The sequence below is a fragment of the Cutibacterium sp. KBN10P07758 genome, assembly GCF_050286205.1.
Classification (GTDB): domain Bacteria; phylum Actinomycetota; class Actinomycetes; order Propionibacteriales; family Propionibacteriaceae; genus Cutibacterium; species Cutibacterium acnes.
Genome location: NZ_JBNNQV010000001.1, coordinates 1,275,269 through 1,293,886, shown reverse-complemented (window position 1 = coordinate 1,293,886; position 18,618 = coordinate 1,275,269). Strand labels below are relative to the sequence as shown.

General features: G+C 59.5%; 18 protein-coding genes. 6 read left to right on the top strand and 12 right to left on the bottom strand.

Annotated features, from left to right (window positions below; translation table 11 throughout):
* Positions 1 to 226: 226 nt before the first annotated feature.
* From acnA to ACOYO3_RS06335, 4 genes are all read right to left on the bottom strand, one after another.
* Positions 227 to 2,893, bottom strand: a complete 2,667-nt coding sequence (gene acnA / locus ACOYO3_RS06350; protein WP_002517957.1) for an aconitate hydratase AcnA — start codon at positions 2,891 to 2,893, stop codon at positions 227 to 229.
* Positions 2,894 to 3,034: 141 nt separating this feature from the next.
* Complete coding sequence (locus ACOYO3_RS06345) at positions 3,035 to 3,286, bottom strand: DUF6767 domain-containing protein (protein ID WP_073842160.1); 252 nt, start codon at positions 3,284 to 3,286, stop codon at positions 3,035 to 3,037.
* A gap of 1 nt (position 3,287) precedes the next feature.
* Complete coding sequence (locus ACOYO3_RS06340) at positions 3,288 to 4,469, bottom strand: class I SAM-dependent RNA methyltransferase (protein WP_002515454.1); 1,182 nt, start codon at positions 4,467 to 4,469, stop codon at positions 3,288 to 3,290.
* Between the two features lie 30 nt (positions 4,470 to 4,499).
* Positions 4,500 to 6,524, bottom strand: coding sequence for an APC family permease (locus ACOYO3_RS06335; RefSeq protein WP_002515643.1), 2,025 nt, complete (start codon positions 6,522 to 6,524; stop codon positions 4,500 to 4,502).
* A gap of 168 nt (positions 6,525 to 6,692) precedes the next feature.
* On the opposite strand from ACOYO3_RS06335, the gene ACOYO3_RS06330 reads away from it, so the two are divergent.
* Together ACOYO3_RS06330 and ACOYO3_RS06325 are read left to right on the top strand one after the other, a co-directional pair.
* A complete protein-coding gene (locus ACOYO3_RS06330; RefSeq protein ID WP_002518994.1) occupies positions 6,693 to 7,370 on the top strand; it encodes a potassium channel family protein in 678 nt (225 codons plus the stop codon).
* Positions 7,371 to 7,410: 40 nt separating this feature from the next.
* Positions 7,411 to 8,070: a potassium channel family protein gene (locus tag ACOYO3_RS06325; RefSeq protein WP_002515588.1), complete on the top strand. Its 660-nt coding sequence runs from the start codon at positions 7,411 to 7,413 to the stop codon at positions 8,068 to 8,070.
* Positions 8,071 to 8,150: 80 nt separating this feature from the next.
* Here the strand turns inward: ACOYO3_RS06325 and ACOYO3_RS06320 are convergent, their stop codons facing one another.
* Genes ACOYO3_RS06320 through ACOYO3_RS06305 form a run of 4 tightly spaced genes read right to left on the bottom strand, consistent with a single transcriptional unit; the run spans position 8,151 to position 10,305 of the window.
* The gene (locus ACOYO3_RS06320; protein WP_002515558.1) at positions 8,151 to 8,543 is read right to left on the bottom strand and encodes an OB-fold nucleic acid binding domain-containing protein; all 393 of its coding nucleotides are present in this window, start codon (positions 8,541 to 8,543) and stop codon (positions 8,151 to 8,153) included.
* A gap of 2 nt (positions 8,544 to 8,545) precedes the next feature.
* Positions 8,546 to 9,280 carry a DUF3710 domain-containing protein gene (locus tag ACOYO3_RS06315; protein WP_002515495.1) on the bottom strand — a complete coding sequence of 245 codons (735 nt, stop codon included), beginning with the start codon at positions 9,278 to 9,280 and terminating at the stop codon, positions 8,546 to 8,548.
* Positions 9,281 to 9,323: 43 nt separating this feature from the next.
* A complete protein-coding gene (gene dut / locus ACOYO3_RS06310; protein WP_002517815.1) occupies positions 9,324 to 9,782 on the bottom strand; it encodes a dUTP diphosphatase in 459 nt (152 codons plus the stop codon).
* On the bottom strand, positions 9,775 to 10,305 hold the full coding sequence (locus tag ACOYO3_RS06305) for a DUF3093 domain-containing protein (RefSeq protein WP_002517731.1): 531 nt from the start codon (positions 10,303 to 10,305) through the stop codon (positions 9,775 to 9,777). Before ACOYO3_RS06305 ends, dut begins: the two co-directional genes overlap by 8 nt.
* Before the next feature lie 41 nt (positions 10,306 to 10,346).
* Between ACOYO3_RS06305 and ACOYO3_RS06300 the strand changes: the two genes are divergently transcribed.
* The gene (locus tag ACOYO3_RS06300) at positions 10,347 to 10,646 is read left to right on the top strand and encodes a DUF4235 domain-containing protein (protein ID WP_002515515.1); all 300 of its coding nucleotides are present in this window, start codon (positions 10,347 to 10,349) and stop codon (positions 10,644 to 10,646) included.
* Between the two features lie 69 nt (positions 10,647 to 10,715).
* On the opposite strand, the gene ACOYO3_RS06295 is transcribed toward ACOYO3_RS06300, so the two are convergent.
* Entirely contained in the window at positions 10,716 to 11,012 is a 297-nt protein-coding gene (locus ACOYO3_RS06295) for a DUF4193 domain-containing protein (RefSeq protein ID WP_002515578.1), read from the bottom strand.
* 208 nt (positions 11,013 to 11,220) lie between these two features.
* On the opposite strand from ACOYO3_RS06295, the gene sepH reads away from it, so the two are divergent.
* Positions 11,221 to 12,300 (top strand): septation protein SepH, encoded by a 1,080-nt coding sequence (gene sepH, locus ACOYO3_RS06290; protein ID WP_002515686.1) that lies wholly within the window; start codon positions 11,221 to 11,223, stop codon positions 12,298 to 12,300.
* Between the two features lie 57 nt (positions 12,301 to 12,357).
* Here the strand turns inward: sepH and ACOYO3_RS06285 are convergent, their stop codons facing one another.
* From ACOYO3_RS06285 to ACOYO3_RS06275, 3 genes are read right to left on the bottom strand one after another with little or no spacing between them, the layout of a single operon-like run.
* Entirely contained in the window at positions 12,358 to 13,014 is a 657-nt protein-coding gene (locus ACOYO3_RS06285; RefSeq protein WP_002518996.1) for a thymidine kinase, read from the bottom strand.
* Complete coding sequence (locus tag ACOYO3_RS06280) at positions 13,011 to 14,138, bottom strand: alkaline phosphatase family protein (RefSeq protein ID WP_002515631.1); 1,128 nt, start codon at positions 14,136 to 14,138, stop codon at positions 13,011 to 13,013. Before ACOYO3_RS06280 ends, ACOYO3_RS06285 begins: the two co-directional genes overlap by 4 nt.
* On the bottom strand, positions 14,135 to 14,797 hold the full coding sequence (locus ACOYO3_RS06275; protein WP_002524984.1) for a DUF5998 family protein: 663 nt from the start codon (positions 14,795 to 14,797) through the stop codon (positions 14,135 to 14,137). Before ACOYO3_RS06275 ends, ACOYO3_RS06280 begins: the two co-directional genes overlap by 4 nt.
* Here ACOYO3_RS06275 and ACOYO3_RS06270 point away from each other — a divergent pair.
* Together ACOYO3_RS06270 and ACOYO3_RS06265 are read left to right on the top strand one after the other, a co-directional pair.
* Positions 14,778 to 15,872 (top strand): App1 family protein, encoded by a 1,095-nt coding sequence (locus ACOYO3_RS06270; protein ID WP_014172500.1) that lies wholly within the window; start codon positions 14,778 to 14,780, stop codon positions 15,870 to 15,872. The two genes, ACOYO3_RS06275 and ACOYO3_RS06270, sit on opposite strands and share 20 nt — an antisense overlap.
* Positions 15,873 to 15,935: 63 nt before the next feature.
* Positions 15,936 to 18,470, top strand: a complete 2,535-nt coding sequence (locus ACOYO3_RS06265) for a DNA gyrase/topoisomerase IV subunit A (RefSeq protein WP_002515470.1) — start codon at positions 15,936 to 15,938, stop codon at positions 18,468 to 18,470.
* The last annotated feature ends 148 nt before the right edge of the window (positions 18,471 to 18,618 follow it).

Below are 18,618 nucleotides of genomic sequence, written 5' to 3'. Positions count from 1 at the left end.
CGCGGATGGGGCCAAAGACCGCCGCGCATAGCTGAGAGTGAGCCGGGCCAAGTTCCTCACCGCTACCCGCAGAAACTGGGGCTGGCCGGCCGATCACGAGGGAAGGGCCAACCCCGCACTGCCTTGAGGACAAGAGGCGGGTCTTATTACTGAAGGATATCTGAGGGTCGAACACAATCTCGAACACAATATGGGGCGGGAACCACCCGATTCCCGCCCCAGTACATCAACTACGTGCCATGTTCCTCAGCACATACTGCAAGATGCCACCGTTGAGGTAGTACAGCCGTTCTCCAGGGGTGTCAATGCGCACGACCGCGTCAAACTCGACGACCTCATCGTTGACGGCCTTGACGTGGACCGCCTCCGGGATCATCTCGTTAATCTTGTCAACACCGGTAATCTCGAAGGTTTCCTCGCCAGTCAGACCGAGGGAAGCGGCTGATTGGCCCTCCGGGAACTGCAGCGGCAGGACGCCCATTCCGATGAGGTTGGAGCGGTGGATGCGCTCGTAACTCTCAGCGATAACCGCCTTGACACCGAGCAGCTGGGTGCCTTTGGCAGCCCAGTCGCGCGAGGAACCAGAACCGTACTCCTTACCACCCAAGACGACCAACGGGATGCCTTGCTCGCGGTAATTCACCGAGGCGTCGTACACCGTCGTGACAGGCCCGTCAGCCTTGGTGAAATCACGGGTGAAGCCACCCTCAGTTCCTGAGGCAAGCTGATTGCGCAGCCGGATATTAGCGAAGGTACCACGCATCATGACCTCGTGATTCCCACGCCGGGAACCATAGGAGTTGAAGTCGCGGCACTCGACGCCATTGCCGGCCAACCACTGGCCGGCCGGAGAATCAGACTTAATGTTGCCCGCCGGGGAAATGTGGTCAGTGGTTACCGAGTCACCCAGCTTGAGCAGCACGCGAGCGCCAGTGATGTCACCAACCGGCTCCGGCTCAGCCTTCATACCGTCAAAGATCGGTAGCTTGCGTACATAGGTAGAAGCCGGGTCCCAAGCGAAGGTCTCACCCTCGGGGGTATCGAGCTCCTTCCAGCGCGGACCGCCATCGAAGACGTCAGCGTAACGCTCTGAGTACATCTCGGCGGAGATAGACGACCCGACGATCTCCTCAATCTCCTCGGTAGAGGGCCACAGATCAACCAAACGAACCTCACGACCATCCGGGGTGGTGGCGAGAACGTCATTGTTGAGGTCGATGTCCATAGTGCCGGCAATCGAGTAGATGACAACCAGCGGAGGGCTGGCTAGGTAGTTCATCGTGACGTCGGGGCTGATGCGACCCTCGAAGTTGCGGTTGCCAGACAGGACGGCCGTGACGGCCAGATCGTTCTCATTGATGGCAGCCGAGACTTCAGGAATAAGCGGGCCGGTGTTGCCAATACAGGTAGTGCAGCCATAGCCAACGAGGTCAAAACCCATCGCAGCAAGATGTTCAGAAAGCCCCGCACGCTCAAAGTAGTCAGTGACGACTTGGGAGCCCGGAGCCAGCGACGTCTTGACCCACGGCTTCGGAGCCAAGCCCAACTCGTGGGCCTTCTTGGCAACGAGACCGGCAGCGATCATGACGCTCGGGTTCGAAGTATTGGTACACGAGGTGATAGCGGCGACCGTCACGGCACCGTTGCGTAGCTCGAAGGAGCGACCGTCAGCGAGGGTAACGGGAACGGCCGCACCAGGGTTGGTGGTGTAGTCACCAACAGTCTTTTCGAAAGATTCCTTGGCCTCAGAGATAAGGATGCGATCCTGCGGGCGCTTCGGGCCAGCGATGGAGGGCTTGACCGTTGAGAGGTCGAGCTCTATGTATTCGGAATAGCGGGCCTCATGCTGCGGATCGTGCCACATACCCTGGGCCTTAGCATAGGCCTCGACGAGCTTGACCTGGGACTCGTCGCGACCGGTAAGACGCAGGTAGTCCAGGGTGACATCGTCGATCGGAAAGACAGCAATAGTCGACCCGTATTCGGGGCTCATATTGCCCAACGTAGCGCGGTTAGCTAGCGGCACAGCAGCAACGCCAGGACCGTAAAACTCGACGAATTTACCGACGACCTTATGCTCACGCAGCATCTGGGTGATCGTCAAGACGAGGTCGGTGGCGGTGACGCCATCGGACAGCTCACCGGAGAGCTTGAAGCCAACGACGCGCGGAACCAACATGGAGACTGGCTGACCGAGCATGGCGGCCTCGGCCTCGATGCCGCCAACACCCCAGCCAACGACGCCTAGCCCGTTGACCATGGTGGTGTGGGAGTCGGTGCCCACACAGGTATCTGGGTAGGCGACTTTGGTGCCGTCGTCGTCACGGATGAAGGTCACCCGGGCAAGGTGTTCGATGTTGACCTGGTGAACGATGCCAGTGCCCGGCGGAACGACGCGGAAGTTCTCGAACGCGCTCTGGCCCCAACGTAGGAACTGGTAACGCTCACGGTTGCGCTGGTACTCGATGTCCTTGTTCTGCTCGAAGGCTTCCGGAGTGCCAAAGCGCTCAACGATGACGGAGTGGTCAATGACCATCTCTGCTGGTGACAGTGGGTTGACCTTGCGGGGATCACCACCGAGGTCGGCAACAGCCTCGCGCATGGTGGCCAAGTCGACGATACAAGGCACGCCGGTGAAGTCCTGCATAATAACGCGGGCCGGAGTGAACTGGATCTCCTTGGACGGCTGGGCGTCGGCGTCCCAATGACCTAGTTCAGTGATCTGCTCGGCCGTGATGTTGGCGCCATCCTCGGTGCGTAACAGGTTCTCAAGCAGAACCTTGAGGCTATACGGAAGGTTGTCGGAACCATCAACCTTGGTGATGTCGTAGATCTCGTAAGACTGGCCGTCGACGTCGAGGATTCGCCTCGCGTTGAAGCTGTTGACACTCATGTGGACTCCTGACTGGTCGATGCGGTTCTCATCATCTCGCGTCGAGTCCCGCCCTCGTGGCGGAACAAGGTATCTTGACGTCAAGATACCTTGTCGAGAAGCCACCTCCAACTAAGGGAAGGCTTAGTTGGGAATGTATACTCAGTCGAGTCCTTCGAGTCGGGGATCTGTACCTAACTCATCATCGTCCGTCGTATCAAGAGGGCTGACCTCCGGTAGCTTGTTTGCCTTTCTGCATGCTGCTTTTCTCGACTTCACGAGCTCATCTCGCAGAGCATCGTCGCCCATAACGAGGTACACCAACCCGCAATCTTGCGGACCCGTCACGTACAGCTGACACAGACTGCATGGATCCCCGGGACGTAGCGGACATTTCGGAACTGGACCTGTCATCTCAGATCTTCGGTTCCAGAATCGCCACGGCTTCGACGTGATGAGTCATCGGGAAGACGTCAAAAGCACGGATTGATCGAGGCAGATACCCGTTGACGTCGAACAAGTGCAGATCGCGAGCCAAGGCGGCCGGGTCACAGGCGACATGAGCGATCGCCCGAGGCGAAGTCCGAGCCACAGCCTGGACGACAGTTTTCCCAGCACCCTTGCGTGGCGGATCCAGCACCACAATGTTGGCTTTAGGCGCCATCCGAGGTAGCACTCGCTCCACGCGGCCAGCGGTGAAACGGCCGCCCGGCACATTGCGTCGCGCCAACGCAACTGCCTGACGCGATACCTCAACACCACGGACTCGAACTCCACGATCGGCCAAGAGTCCTGCGAAGAGTCCAACACCGCAATACAGATCAAGAGCTTCGTCACCCTGCTGGGGTTCCAGGCTACCGATAACTGCATCCGCCAAGGCTTCAGCAGCCCCCGGATGCACCTGCCAAAACCCACCAGCGCCGACCTTCCACCGACGCTGGCCAACACGAGCTGTCATTGTCTCACCGCCAGCAACAAGCTGCCCATCTGCGATGACGCTCACTTCCGGATCCTCGCTTAGACAACTAGTCACCATGACAATCGCGTGCTCAGCCGTATTACAGGCAGCTTCAGCAGCAGGGCGGCCCGCAGGGTGCGCGATCGGGCAACCGCCTTCGGGAACTTGTACTAAATCATGACTACGATGACGACGCAGCGCTGGACGCTGGTTGAGGCTGCGATACTGCATGCGCGTACGCCAGCCCAGACCATCGGAGGAACCGGTAACAGCCTCCACAGTCCCCGCCCACTTAATCCCAGCGAGGCGACTGAGTTGCTCAGCGACGACACGCCGCTTAAGCTCGCGCTGAAACTCAACATCGACGTGTTGGAAGTCGCAACCCCCACACTCTCCCGCCACTGGGCATGGCGGAACAACGCGATGCGAATCGGCCGAGATGACGTCGACAGCCTGTCCAAACCAGTGCGAAGCCTTCGATATGTCGGTCAGCCGAACCCGGACCTCCTCCCCCGGCAACGCGCCGCGGACGAAGACTACCCTGCCATCGAGACGCGCCACGCAATAACCACCGTGAGCGATATTGCCCATGCCAAGGTCGAATTCATCGCCCTGGGACGCACCAACAGACTCATGCATTTATCTAAGTCTAAGGCCCTCGGTGGCATCTCAACGCCGGGGAGTGATGGTGGCACCAGGATCACGCCAAGAACGAGGATCGTTACGCTTCCAACGCTTTTCGAGAATCGCCGAGCTACGCAACTGGTAAGGAACTGAGGAGATAAGCACACCCGGCATAAAGTGTAGCCGGGCACGCGCGACGAGCGCCGTCTGGTTGTGCAGCAGATGTTCCCACCAGTGGCCAACGACGTACTCCGGAATAAAGACCTCGACCATGTCTCGCGGATTTTCGCTGCGGATACGGCGAATGTGATCGATTAACGGGTTGGTGATCTCGCGATATGGGGAAGCAATGATCCTGAGGGGGATGTCGATGTCCTCCTCGTCCCAGCGCTCCAGCAGGCGCTCCGTAGCGTCGGAGTCAACGTCGACGATGACAGCCTCCAAGAAAGTTGGGACAGTAGCCTTCGCGAACTGTATAGCCCTCATCGTCGGCTTGTTGAGGTCAGAAATCATGATCACCGCATGTACGCGCGAGGGCAAGGCGCGATCAGACGGGCTATTGAGCTCCAACTCGCGGGCCACCGAGTCGTAATGCTTCTTAATCGACGTCATGAGCACGTACACCACGGCCATCGCAATAAGCGCCAGATAAGCGCCATGAATGAACTTCGACGCCAAGATGATGATCAGAACGATACCGGTCCCGACCAAGCCAATGCCGTTAATGATCCTTGAGTGCTGCCAGCGGCGACGTTCCTTGGTCCCGGCCGAAGTATCGGTACGCAACAGGCGCGTCCAGTGGCGCATCATGCCGGTCTGGCTCACCGTGAAGGAGATAAAAACTCCAACTACGTAAAGCTGGATAAGCGCTGTCACGGAGGCGTTAAAGACCAGCACTAAAATGATGGCACCGGTGGCAAGGGTCAAGATGCCGTTGGAGTAGGCGAGACGGTCACCGCGGGCATGGAGACGACGCGGCAGGAAGCCGTCACGGGCGAGGATCGAGCCCAGCACCGGGAAACCGTTGAAGGCGGTGTTGGCAGCCAAGAACAAGATGATCATCGTACAGACGATCATGATGTAGAAGCCCGGTTTGAACGAGTCATAGAAGACGGTGCGCGCCAACTGACCAACAACCGTCACTTGCTCTTTAACAGCGTGTCCATGCGTATCGACGAGATGTGACTCCCCCGTCTCATCGAACATCTTGACACCGGTGACACTGGCCAAGACGAGAATGCCCATAAGCATCGAGACAGCAATCCCGCCAAGCATCGCCAACGTCGTGGCGGCGTTCTTTGACTTCGGTTCACGAAAAGACGGCACGCCGTTGGAGATCGCCTCGACCCCTGTCAATGCGGCACAGCCTGACGAGAAAGTACGCGCCATAAGAACGACGAAAGCAACACCGACCAAGCCGGTGTACTTCGGTGCACCGACGACGGTGAAATCTGCGGTTGGGGCGCGAAGATTGTCTCCTAGGACGAAGATCCTCGTGAGGCCCCACACCACCATGCAGATCACCGAGATCATGAAGGCATAGGTGGGGACAGCAAAGAATGTTCCTGATTCCCTCACGCCTCGTAAATTCATGGCGGTGAGAATGGCTATAACGACGGCCGCTGCAACACCTTCATGACCAGCGAGTCCGGGGATCATCGCCTCGGCGTTCTGGACACCCGACGACACCGAAACGGCCACTGTCAGCACATAATCGACGAGAAGCGCGCTGGCCACCACGAGCCCAAAACGTGGACTCAGGTTGGCTGTCGCAACCTCATAATCGCCACCGCCTGAGGGGTAAGCGTGCACTGTCTGGCGGTAGCTCATTACCACGATGAGCATGACCAAGGCGACGGCAATACCAATTTTCCACGAGAACGCGAACCCAGCAGTACCAGCCAAAGACAAGGTAATAAGGATCTCGTCGGGAGCGTATGCCACGCTCGAGAGCGCGTCGGAGGCGAACACGGGCAGCGCGATCCGCTTCGGAAGGAGAGTCTCGCCCAGCGCACTGCTCTCGAGTTTGCGCCCGATGAGCACCCTTTTGACGGCTTGGAAAACCTTCACGGCGGGCCACTCTACTTGCGTACGACATCATCGGCACGTCGCCACCACCATCCCATCCGGCAACCTCATCATCGTCAGGTCGACAAACGCCCGCAAACGAGACAGCTAGACCAGAACGCGGCACAATAGCACCGACAACTACGACACAGATGGGTGCCAGTGCCACCCATGAGGAGGGGTCACGTGCACATCATCATTATGGGGTGCGGCCGAGTTGGATCAAGCTTAGCCATCCTCTTGGAAAAGCGCGGGCACGACGTGTCAGTGATTGACATTGACGATAACTCGTTTCGCCGCTTAGGACCTGACTTTAAAGGGCGCACAGTCAAAGGCGTCGGATTCGACCGTTCTGTACTCGAAAAAGCTGGAATTCGAGAAGCTGATGGATTCGCCGCTGTTTCCAGTGGCGACAATTCCAACGTCCTGTCTGCCAGAGTGGTTCGCGAGGAATTCGGCATCGACAACGTCGTCGCCCGCATCTACGACCAGGGCCGGGCTGAAGTCTATGAGCGTCTTGGGATCCCCACGGTAGCTACCGTGCGGTGGGCTGCCGACCAAGTGTTGCGCAGTCTCATGCCGGAGGGATCTGAGCCGGCGTGGCGCGACCCATCCGGCCAGGTCCGTTTGATCCGTGTCAACACCCATACCGACTGGGTCGGGATGAAAATCTCCGCTATTCAGGAGCGCATCCACACCCCGCTGCCATTTTTATTGAGATTCGGTCAAGGCATGGTCCCCGACGGAGCCACCTTGCTGCAGGATGGCGACGTAGTCTATGCCGCAGTCGAGGTCGAGCGCATCACCGAAATCGAGGGCCTATTGGCCAAGCCGCCGGTCAAACGTTGATCGTCACGGACAACGCCGTTCACCCGAGGCAAGGAGAATCGTGAGAATCGTCATCGTTGGAGCCGGCAATGTCGGCCGATCCATTGCCCGTGAGCTCACCGCTCATGGACACCAAATCCTGCTTATCGACAAGAACCCGAAAGCTATGAAGCCCGACACCGTTCCCGAGGCGGAGTGGCTGTGCGCAGACGCATGTGAGCTGGCTACCTTGGAAGAGGCCCGCATTGACAACTGTGATATCGCTATTTCAGCCACGGGCGATGACAAGGTCAATCTAGTACACTCCCTGCTCGCGAAGACTGAGTTTGGGGTACCAAGGACAGTTGCCCGTGTCAATCACCCCGGGAACGAGTGGATGTTCGACCAGGTGTGGGGCGTCGATGTTGCCGTTTCAACCCCTCGGCTAATGGCTGCTTTAGTCGAGGAAGCCGTTACCGTCGGTGAATTGGTGCGCCTGTTTACCTTCCAGAAGGGACGCGCGAACCTTGTGGAGCTCACCCTGCCTGACAATTCACCCCGAGTCGGTGATCGTATTCGAGACATCTCGATGCCAGGAGACGCAGTTCTAGTCGCCATTATCCGCGATGGGCAAGGCCGAGCGCCCGAGCGTGAGGCCGCGTTGGAAGCTGGCGATGAGCTGCTCTTTATGATCTCGCCCAATTACGAGCCCGATCTGGTTGACCTGCTAGCGCCACGCTAACCATGACAAACCTCACGCCCAGTGGGAGTTGACTAGGCCGTGAGGCGAACGGAAATCGCAAGGCCCGCCGAAGCTACTTCTCAGTCGGGAAGAATTGTGTACCTGGGGTTGTATATAACCCGATGTCCATCAGCCTCGGTGATCATCCCCTCAACGTTCACGTGCCGACCAGCCCGCAGACCGGGAATGCGCCTGCGCCCCATCCAAATGAGAGTCACCGCACCGGTGCCATCCCTGAGCTCCGCTTCCAACCACCGATTACTCCCACGTGGGTTCAGGGTCAGCACCTCGATGCGGCCTTGGAGGGATGCGCGAGTACGCAATTTAGCCTCGGCAATCGTCGAAGCCCCAGCATCAAGACTAGAACGCTGCAGATCGTCATCAGCTAGGGCCTCATTGGACGCCGTCACACGGTGCAGCACTCGACGAAGCTTCGACTCACGATGAGCACGAGCATCGGTGCCTCGAACCATGATCAGGACTCCTCTGGACGCAACCCCTCAGGCACCCTCAAGGGGATAACGTCGCCAGGGACGCGCGGGCTGTCGTCACGATGCACCACAAGGTTGCAGAAGAACTCCAGCAGCAATTGCCCGGTAGCATCGAGCTTCTCGCCCAATGCCGACTCGCCCATAAGGACACCACGCAGCAACCAGCGCGGCCCTTGGGCCAACCAGGTGCGGGAGACGTGGTAGCCGTCCTCACCATCAGGGCCCTTCATCGGAACGATACGGCGCAGCTCAGCACCCATCGGGCCAGGACCGACGTTGGCCTCACCCCCCTGGGCTTCGGTTCCTCGCACCATCTCCTCATGGACCTCATCGATCATGAGGGTTGAAGCGGGAGCGGCAAACAGAGCAATCTCAATAGCCGAATTGCCCTGGACGACGAGCAGGCTCTGCACAGCACCCGAGGTCTGATCCAGCTGGATCTGCATCTGCATATTCTCAAATGGGGTAACGATGAGGGAGCCGAAGTCGATCCGCTCAACGTCGTCAGCGTCGAGATCAACCTCGTCAATATCGAAGGGGCCGTCTTCGCGATCGAGGTTGATTCGGTAGGCGGAGGTGTCTTCCTCCTCACTGGACTCATCCTCTTCGGGGGCCTCCTTGGCGTCGAGGTCGTCCGGAGCCTCCTCAGTAGTTTCGAAATCCTCGTCGATGACTTCATCCGTCTCGACGTCGTCGTTACGCTTCTTGCGACCGAACATTGTGTCCTTCCTCGACCGACACTGTGGTGTCAACGAATGCAGTCTATCCGTCAACCGGAGGCATAGCAGAAACGCCGGTGGAACCGTAGCCTCCTTGCCCGCGCTCAGTATCGTCGAGATCCTCGACCGGCTCAAAGATCGCCTCCGCTACCGGGACGACGACGAGTTGGGCGATCCTGGAACCAGCATCAAGATGTACTGGCTCCCGCGGATCGGTATTGACGAGCAGCACATTAATCTGCCCGCGGTACCCGGAATCGATCGTTCCAGGCGCATTGACGATCGATAGTCCGTGACGCGCGGCTAAGCCCGACCGGGGATTGACGAACCCGACATAACCGTCAGGCAGGGCGACACGCACTCCCGTCTCAACCATCGCCCGTTCCCCAGGGGCTAGATCGACATCGTGGCGGCAGGTGAGGTCGGCCCCGGCATCGCCAGGCATGGCATATCGAGGCATCGCCTCGGGAACCGCCACAGTGGGCACAACGACATCAGCCATGGTTGTCCTCCATAGAGTTCTCAGACAAGTTCTCGGAGCTGGACGGGGATCCCGGCACCACAATGTACTCACCGACAATGGCCGCCAGCTTGCCAGGACGACGTGTACTCACGATCCACGCCTGATGAGGATCAGCAGGGTCGGCAAGCCTCAAAACGAGCCCAGATCTAATCCACGGCCGAGTCACCAAAAACGACCCCACCTGATGGCTGGACCGCATCACCGAGTTCATGGTCTGGGCATCCATACCCCGCACCCGATCGACCCAATGCCACTCAATCCAGGAACGCCCAACGCCAAATCCTTCTTCAGTGACCACAATCCGCACGCTTCCAGCCTTGATGAAAGCCGCGACGACTACCACCACAACGATGACAGCCACGATGCCCCCGGTAGCCAGGCTCGTCCATGCTCCAATTGCGACGATGAGCGAAAGCGCCACCGCAGCCCCAATAAGCCACCACGACAACGGCGCCCAGAGCCTCTCGGAGTAGACCACTGATCCTGAAGGGAAATTCACCATCACAGCCTAATCGACGGACCGTCACGCCATATGATGACAACATGATCCCAGAAAAGATCCTATGGAAGGTTTACGCCGGCGCCCTTGGCGCGGTCACCACCATTGTGAGTCAGAAGGTCGTCGAAGGCGTGTGGAAATATGTCACTGGCGACGAGGAGACCCCTCAACCCGACGACCCCGAGATCTCGACGACGAAGGCACTTTCGTGGGCGCTCGCTAGCGGCATCGGCATTGCCGGATCTCAACTGCTCATGCACCGCTTCGTCAATAAACGTTGGATGAAGTTCAGCGCTGTCAACCCCATCACAGGCAAGAATCTCAATGCCGAAGACGACGACTGATCGTCTCCCGTGACAACAGCAACGGACCCCCGCCACTCTGGGCGGGGGTCCGTTCGTTCTCCTAGGAGATCAAACGCAGTCGACGCAGTAAAACTGGCCGTCGCGCTCCTCAGCTAGCTGAGAACGTCCCTTGACGAGAAAGCACGACGCACAGGTAAATTCGCCGGACTGACGAGGAAGGACACGAACCGTCAACTCCTCATGGGAAAGGTCAGCACCGGGCAGCTCGAAAGTCTCAGCGGCCTCGACCTCGTCCTCGTCGACCTTTCCAGAGTTCTTATCGTTGCGCTGGTTCTTGAGCTCCTCGATGGAGTCCTCACTGACCTCCTCATCAGTCTTACGCGGAGCGTCATAATCGGTAGCCATGGTCACCTTCCAGTAAGGACTCGAGACGTCGACAACTCGCTTGCTGCGAGCTGCGACCGCACAACATTCGCCCCCTTGTGTATCACACCTGTCAAGTCAGCAGACAGCGCGCAATGACATCTGAGCGGTAGCATCACGCCCGAAGGCAGTAAGTTGGTGACTCACACAGCCAAACCCCGGCCATCAAGGTCGGGAGGGAAGGTGGACGATGGACAGCGCTCTGAGCCCCCGCGAGATTCAATCGCGGATCCGTTCTGGGGCCACTGTCGAGGAAGTGGCCGTTGAGGCGGGCGTCGGCGTCGATCAGGTGGAACCATTCGCGGTGCCGGTCCTTGCTGAGTTGGACCACATCATCGAGGTTGCCATGACGTGCCCGGTTCGCCGCGCCGGCGCACCTGGATCGCACCGCACGTTAGGTACCGTGATCTCGCGAGTCGCCAAGGCCAACTCGATCCCTGAGGCGACAATCTCCTGGCGATCCTGGCGCCATGAGGACCGTACCTGGGCCCTTGAGGCGCGATGGCCTGCCTCCACGGAGGGCGCTCCCCACTCTGCGACCTTCCGGTTCGATCTCAAAGGACGCCACACCTCCCCCGAGGATGCCGGTGCGCGGTGGCTCGTCAACGATCGCTCCCCCGCGCCTGCCGAACCCTTACCTGAAGGGGCTTCAGACCCTGACCAGGAACCAACCCTCGATCTCAACGACGAGCTGGCGATCGTGCGGGCCGTCAGTAACCGTCAAAGCCAGACCGCTGATCCTGAGGCGGTCGCCGGAATGACGAAGCACGACGGGGTCTACGACTTCGACACCTCATCCCCAGCTGACACCGACATGCTCTACGAGATGCTTGCCGGGTTTCAAGAGGACTCGGTCAACATCTATGAAGGTCTCGCCACCCCAGTCCTTGACGCTGCGTCTCATCCGGAGGTGAATCAGGATCCTGAGCCAGCTACGCCCCAGGCTCCCCAGCCAGCCGGGGCTCCGCATGCCATCGAGACATCCCAACCAGATCAGGCTGGGGGGAAAAGCGAGGCCCAGCCACCCCATGACGACACCTCCGCGCAGGATACTGCGGCGTCGAAGCTACGCACATCGACGAAGAAGACCTCGACTTCGACTTCTCGCTCACAAGCGTCAGCTCAAGCTGCCGATGAGACTCCCCAGCAGGACGCCCTCGTCGAGGAGGGTAGCCGCCCCCGCAAGAAGCGCAAACCGCGTAAATCGAAGCGGGCGTCGATCCCTTCTTGGGATGAGATCATGTTCGGCGGCCCCACCCCGCATACCTGATATACCACCCACCGCGGGAAAATCCTTGACCGCACGCGAACCCTGGGGCCACGCTCGTCAGGACCTGGAGCCATCAAAAGGTAGGGTCTGCTCCGACAAGGTCGCCCTGGAAATTTCCCCGGTAATCCCTTGACGGTGGTGACGGCGGCATAGCACCTCATAATGGATCTCTGATCCACCACCGATGTCTCCGACGCCGACCTGGTCACCCTCACGCACCAACTTCCCATCCACGATGCGGGCATTATGGGTGGCAGGACGGCCGCACCAGCACAACGGCGAGACCGGGGGCTCAACGACGCGGTCGGCCAACTCAACGAGACGTTTTGATCCGGGAAATAGCTCTGTCCGAAAATCGGCCAGGATTCCGAAGCAGTAGACGTCGATGTCGAGGTCATCGACGACTCGAGCCAGCTGGTCGATCTGCTTAGTTCGGTAGAACTGGGCCTCGTCGCAAATGAGGTAATCAATTCGTCCTCCGCGACTCAGCCGCGAGACGATGTCCTGGTAGAGGTCCAGGGAGTCAGTGACCTCGACAGCTTCGACACTCAAACCAATCCGCGAGGTGATCCGAGCTCCACCAGAGCGGTCGTGCATCGCGTATCGCACCCCTTGGCGGTCGTGAGCGGACTGCGCATGGTCCATCTGCAGTGCGAGGGTGGACTTGCCAGAGTCCATCGGACCGGTGTGGAAAACAAGCTCAGCCATCCTCATCCTTCACAGATCTGGGCCAGCAATGGGATCCGCATTTCACACGGAGTGAGCGATCCGTGCATGCCCACGAGGGTGAGTTCCTTGGGGGTAGCGCGGCTCATGATGGCCCAATCACCACGAGTAATCGCTAGTACGTCACCGAAACGGGAACGGGTAGACACGTCAACTGGTCCAAACAGGTCAGCCGCAACAGCATCGTCGCCAATGACAACCTGAGCACGATCCCCGAGTACGCGTCGCCATCGTTGCGCGACCTCATCGGGACGACGAGTGTAAATGTGGCGGAACCGAGGCTCACCAGCCAACAAGGCAACGTCAGCGAGCAGTCCACCCTCGTCCTCCACCATGACGCGGTGGTCGTCGGGGATGTCAACCATGCCGTGATCAGCAGTGACGACCAGGGCGGTTCCAGGATCGAGCTCATCGAGAAGAGCACCAACGAGCTCGTCAACCCACATGAGGCGCGATCTCCATGCTGCCGACTGCCATCCTTCACCATGCCCAACGTGGTCAAGCGAACGCTCGTACACGTACGTCAGTGAAGCGTCACCCGAACGCGAGGCTTTAAGGGTTTTGTACACACGCTCATCGACATCGTCTTCGTCGCGGATGGGAATGAATCGCGGCCCACGTAGACTCGCGCGCGTCAACCCCGATCGCTGGAAGCGTGCTGGGCCGATGCTGCTCACCGTCACCCCAGCAGCAACTAGTGACTCAAACGCCGTAGGGTGCGGTTGGATGACCTCGGGATCATCCCCATTGACCCAGCTCAAGGCGTTCATGACGCGACCAGAGGGTGCGCGGAAGGTGTAACCAACAACGCCATGGCATCCGGGGACCGCGCCGGTACCGATACAGCTCAGCGAAGTAGCCGTCGTCGAGGGCACATAACAAGTCAGGTCGTGGCAGTTCTTCATCTCCGACAGAGTTGGGGCAAGATGGCGAAAATGCTCGAGGTTCTCCTGGCCCATTCCATCAACCAGCAGGAATACGTACCGTGTCGCATCAGGCAGCCCCAGGCCGGCCGGTCCCCCGCCCGTTAACGCCTGACCCATCGCGGGCACCAAATCAGAAAGGGTCCCGGGACCGGGCGGCATGAGATCAGCAGCAAGCAGGGAACTCATCGGGCTGCTCCAGTGACGGCCTGCATCCGCGTCGCGAATCCCATGAGACGCTCGACTTGATCGGCACCGTCGGCAGCCGGACTCATCCTGATGACGATGTCATCTCCACTGAATGTACCGGTATAACCATGGTTTGCGGTGCACATCGGGTCCCCGCACGTGGCTGGCTCGAGTTCAAGTCGTGAGACTGCCCCCCACGTCATCTGGAGCCAGGCTTCAACCGTGGTCGACGCAGGATCTGTACCGAATCGGTCAGGGTGCTGCACGACCCGTGTCAATACCACCGAACTCACGTGAGATAGCGGGATGGACTCGCTCGAGGTGATGGCTTGCAACTGGCCTCCCTCTGCGCGCTCGTCGGTGTGGCCAATCAGCATACGGGTAGCAGTACGCAGGATCAGGGTGAGATGACGATGAACCTCGTCGTTGTCGAAGGTCGCCTCTAGGTGCAGCAGATGGTCGAGAACTTCGTCCCCCGCCAAAGAGGTCTCAGCGAGGTCAATAACCAGCTCTGGGAAAAATCCGCAAGATTGGATCTCGGCTGCTAATGCAGCCGGCAGAGGGACTCGGGCTTGATCGGCAGACTGACTCACCGGCCCATCGTCCCACGATGAAGCCTGATCCAGTAATCTCCAAGACATGTCGAACCGGCCGTTCATCGGAGCCCGAGTCGAGGATGCCGTCCATAAGCGCCTCAACACGACACTGCGCAGACGAGGCTGGGTGCCGTGCGTCATCGGTTACCGCAGTTATGGATCGGCCACCCATCTGCGTGTACTCGGACGAGTCATCCTGACCAGTCCGCCCGGGCGGAACCCGGAGCAGAAACGTCAGCCAGATCGGTCTCCGCTAACTCGACGAAATCTGTTGTCCATCGAGTTATTGTCCCAACGTGGTTGGCGCAACTTCGTCGGCCTGCCTGCCCCAGGCGCAGAGGTCGTCGTCGACGTCAACGGTGAGAAAATCACAGTACGAGCAGACCGTGCCGGATACGTCGACGTGCGCATCAAAAATCACGGTTTACAACCAGGCTGGCATGAAGTCACCTTGTCAACCAGCGGTGATACCACGACGGCAAAGGTTCTCGTGGTGTCCCGGAACACTCGATTCGGAATCATCTCTGACATTGACGATACTGTCATCTCTACTTCCCTACCCCGGTCTCTCATCGCGGCTTGGAACTCCTTCGTGCTCACCGAGCAGGCCCGCAAATCCATTCCCGGCATGGCACGGATGTACCAGAAACTCCTGGAACGACATCCCGACGCCCCGGTGGTCTATGTGTCGACTGGCGCGTGGAATACCTACCCATTTTTGGTAAGGTTTCTGGCCCGCCACGGGTATCCGCAAGGGCCTTTGTTGCTGACCGACTGGGGCCCGACGAACACCGGATGGTTCCGTTCTGGGGTAGACCACAAGCGCACTGCTCTGCGCGAGTTGGCTCGTGACTTCCCTGACATTGAATGGGTCCTCGTCGGTGATGACGGACAGCACGACATCCGGATTTACTCCGAGTTTGACGAGCTTCAGCCGGGCCATACCCGAGCCATCGCCATCCGTGAACTCTCGACGACCCAGCAGGTGCTTGCCCATGGCACAACGACCGTGCTGGAGGATCGTCATCGAGTGCAGTGGACCCCTGAATCTGCGCCGCTGGTGCGCGCTCCCGACGGTGATCAGCTCGCCCCGCTCCTTGACAAGGTGCTCAACCACGAGGATCCCCCTCAGCCCTGATATGCAGATTTCGCGCCAATCAACCAAAATAGGTCGTTAGCGCGTGCTGCTTGGGAGGTAACGATGACTAAAAAGACGGTGGATGACGACTTCACCGAGAACATTATCGACGTCGACGTCTCCCGCGAGATGGAGAACAGCTTCCTGGAGTACGCATACTCCGTCATCTACTCCCGCGCCCTGCCTGACGCCCGGGACGGCCTCAAGCCCGTACAGCGCCGCATCCTTTACACCATGGGAGACATGGGAGTTCGCCCTGACCGTCCCCATGTGAAGTCAGCGCGAGTCGTCGGACAGGTCATGGGTCAGCTGCATCCCCACGGCGACGCTGCCATCTACGACGCCCTGGTACGCACCGCTCAGCCATGGGCGATGAGGCTCCCCCTCGTCGACGGTCACGGTAACTTCGGATCCCTTGACGCCGGCCCCGCTGCCATGCGTTACACCGAGTGTCGGATGGCACCGCCAGCTCTTACCATGATCGATGGGCTCGACGAAGACACCGTTGACTTCGAACCTAACTACGACGGCAAAGAGACCGAGCCCTCAGTGTTGCCGGCCGCCTTCCCGAACCTGCTCGTCAACGGGGCTTCGGGTATCGCAGTGGGTATGGCAACCAACATCCCACCACATAACCTCGTCGAGGTTGTGGCAGCTCTCCGTCATATGCTCGATCATCCAAACGCCGACCTTGACGAGATCATGAGGTTCGTGCCCGGACCGGATCTGCCGACCGGTGGACGAATCATCGGTCTTGATGGCATCGCCGACGCCTACTGCACCGGCCGTGGCTCCTTCAAGATCCGTGCTACCGCCCGCATCGAGAAGGTTTCTCCACGACGCCGCGGCATCGTCGTCACCGAGCTGCCGTACATGGTCGGACCAGAGCGAATCATCGACCAAATTAAGACCCTGGTGCAGTCCAAAAAGATCACCGGTATCGCCGACGTCAAGGACCTCACCGACCTGACCAACGGCACCCGTCTGGTCATTGAGGTCAAGAACGGCATCAACCCTGAAGCCCTGCTGGAGCGGCTCTACAAACTTACCAAGCTGGAGGATTCCTTCGCCATCAATGCGGTAAGTCTGGTGGAGGGACAACCCCGCACCTTAGGCCTGCTAGAAATGTTGCAGGTCTACCTCGACCACCGTCTCGACGTCACCCTGCGACGCACGAAGTTCCAACTCAACAAGGCCCAGGACAGGCTGCACCTCGTCGAGGGTCTGCTATTGGCCATCGTCGACATCGACGACGTCATCGCGATCATCCGCTCCTCCGAAGACGCCGCAGCAGCCCGTACCCGCCTCATGGGAACCTTCGACCTCGACGAGGTGCAGGCCAACTACATCCTGGACATGCAGCTGCGCCGCCTGACCAAGTTCTCCACTATCGAACTGGAATCTGAGCGTGACGAACTGCGCGAACGCATCGAAGGGCTAACGCTCATCGTCAATGATAAGGCCGAGTTGCGTCGCGTGGTGTCCGGAGAATTGGTCGAAGTGTCGTCCAAATACGGCACTCCGCGTCGCACTGTGCTGTTAGGAGCCGCGCCATCGGTCGCAGCAGCATCAGCCCCCCTCGAGGTGCCAGACGACCCGTGTTGGGTACTGCTGTCGGCAACTGGCTTGCTGGCCCGTATCGATACCGCCGACGGCCTTCCCAGTGACGGGGACAGGGCCACTCACGATGTCATCATCTCTAGCGCTCGCACCACCGCCCGTGGTGATTTCGGCATCATTACTAGTGCCGGTCGTCTCGTGCGTGTCCATGCTGTCGAACTCGCAAGCCTGCCGATAACCGCAACTGCGCCGTCAGTAGCCGGTGGCACCCCGCTAGCCGACCTTGTCGGTTTGGAGAAGGGCGAGCGAGCTCTAGCCGTGACAAGCCTGTCAGGAGCGGGCCCTTCCTTGGCTCTTGGTACCCGAAACGGCATCGTCAAGAGGGTCAACCCGGAACTACTCGGCAAGGAGTCTTGGGAGGTTATCGGTCTTAAGAACGGTGACGAGGTCGTCGGTGCCGTCGAAATGGGCGACGAGGACCTCGAACTGTGCTTCGTCACCCAGGGCGCCGCCCTGCTTCACTTCCCTGCATCCGCAGTGCGCCCGCAGGGACGCTCAGGTGGCGGTGTGGCCGGTATCAAGGCCAAGGATCCAGTGATTTTCTTTGGCGCTGCCCCCCGACGCGGATCCTCGGTGGTAACGGTGGCCGCATCTTCCCCCGCCGCCGCAGGTAAGGAACCCGGCTCGATCAAACTCACCCCCTTCGACCAGTACCCGCCCAAGGGACGAGCCACCGGTGGTATGAGGTGTCAGCGATTCCTCAAGGGAGAGACGGCCCTGGTGTTCGCTTGGATCGGCCCCGATCCGGCCGTGGCCTGTGCCGCGTCCGGGGTGCCCATCGAACTGCCAGCACCTAATATGCGTCGAGACGGCTCCGGTGATCAGGGACGTCAACCGATTCTGGCCGTCGGGAGTCGTCGTCACGGGTCTAACAAGGGTAATCCGGTATCCGACGGATCGAACGATGCATTGGATTCCGGTGACCCGTTATCGACTAATGAGAAGCAGATCGATTCCCAACCCGAACTGTTCAGCTGACCGATAGCGAGCGGGTTCTGGCCCGCTTGGCTTAGGCAATGCTCGCTATGCCGAATCCTTTGACCCAGCAGACCCGCCCGGACTGGCTGCTAGAGGAGTCTGATCCCATCTGTTCGGCATCAACCGGGTCGTCGTCGAAATATAACGT

Excerpts from the sequence above, each read along its gene's own strand:
- acnA (WP_002517957.1), bottom strand. The coding sequence starts at position 2,893 with ATGAGTGTCAACAGCTTCAACGCGAGGCGAATCCTCGACGTCGACGGC.
- ACOYO3_RS06345 (WP_073842160.1), bottom strand. The coding sequence starts at position 3,286 with ATGACAGGTCCAGTTCCGAAATGTCCGCTACGTCCCGGGGATCCATGC.
- ACOYO3_RS06340 (WP_002515454.1), bottom strand. The coding sequence starts at position 4,469 with ATGCATGAGTCTGTTGGTGCGTCCCAGGGCGATGAATTCGACCTTGGC.
- ACOYO3_RS06330 (WP_002518994.1), top strand. The coding sequence starts at position 6,693 with ATGAGGAGGGGTCACGTGCACATCATCATTATGGGGTGCGGCCGAGTT.
- ACOYO3_RS06320 (WP_002515558.1), bottom strand. The coding sequence starts at position 8,543 with ATGGTTCGAGGCACCGATGCTCGTGCTCATCGTGAGTCGAAGCTTCGT.
- ACOYO3_RS06315 (WP_002515495.1), bottom strand. The coding sequence starts at position 9,280 with ATGTTCGGTCGCAAGAAGCGTAACGACGACGTCGAGACGGATGAAGTC.
- dut (WP_002517815.1), bottom strand. The coding sequence starts at position 9,782 with ATGGCTGATGTCGTTGTGCCCACTGTGGCGGTTCCCGAGGCGATGCCT.
- ACOYO3_RS06305 (WP_002517731.1), bottom strand. The coding sequence starts at position 10,305 with ATGGTGAATTTCCCTTCAGGATCAGTGGTCTACTCCGAGAGGCTCTGG.
- ACOYO3_RS06300 (WP_002515515.1), top strand. The coding sequence starts at position 10,347 with ATGATCCCAGAAAAGATCCTATGGAAGGTTTACGCCGGCGCCCTTGGC.
- ACOYO3_RS06295 (WP_002515578.1), bottom strand. The coding sequence starts at position 11,012 with ATGGCTACCGATTATGACGCTCCGCGTAAGACTGATGAGGAGGTCAGT.
- sepH (WP_002515686.1), top strand. The coding sequence starts at position 11,221 with ATGGACAGCGCTCTGAGCCCCCGCGAGATTCAATCGCGGATCCGTTCT.
- ACOYO3_RS06285 (WP_002518996.1), bottom strand. The coding sequence starts at position 13,014 with ATGAGGATGGCTGAGCTTGTTTTCCACACCGGTCCGATGGACTCTGGC.
- ACOYO3_RS06280 (WP_002515631.1), bottom strand. The coding sequence starts at position 14,138 with ATGAGTTCCCTGCTTGCTGCTGATCTCATGCCGCCCGGTCCCGGGACC.
- ACOYO3_RS06270 (WP_014172500.1), top strand. The coding sequence starts at position 14,778 with ATGTCGAACCGGCCGTTCATCGGAGCCCGAGTCGAGGATGCCGTCCAT.
- ACOYO3_RS06275 (WP_002524984.1), bottom strand. The coding sequence starts at position 14,797 with ATGAACGGCCGGTTCGACATGTCTTGGAGATTACTGGATCAGGCTTCA.
- ACOYO3_RS06265 (WP_002515470.1), top strand. The coding sequence starts at position 15,936 with ATGACTAAAAAGACGGTGGATGACGACTTCACCGAGAACATTATCGAC.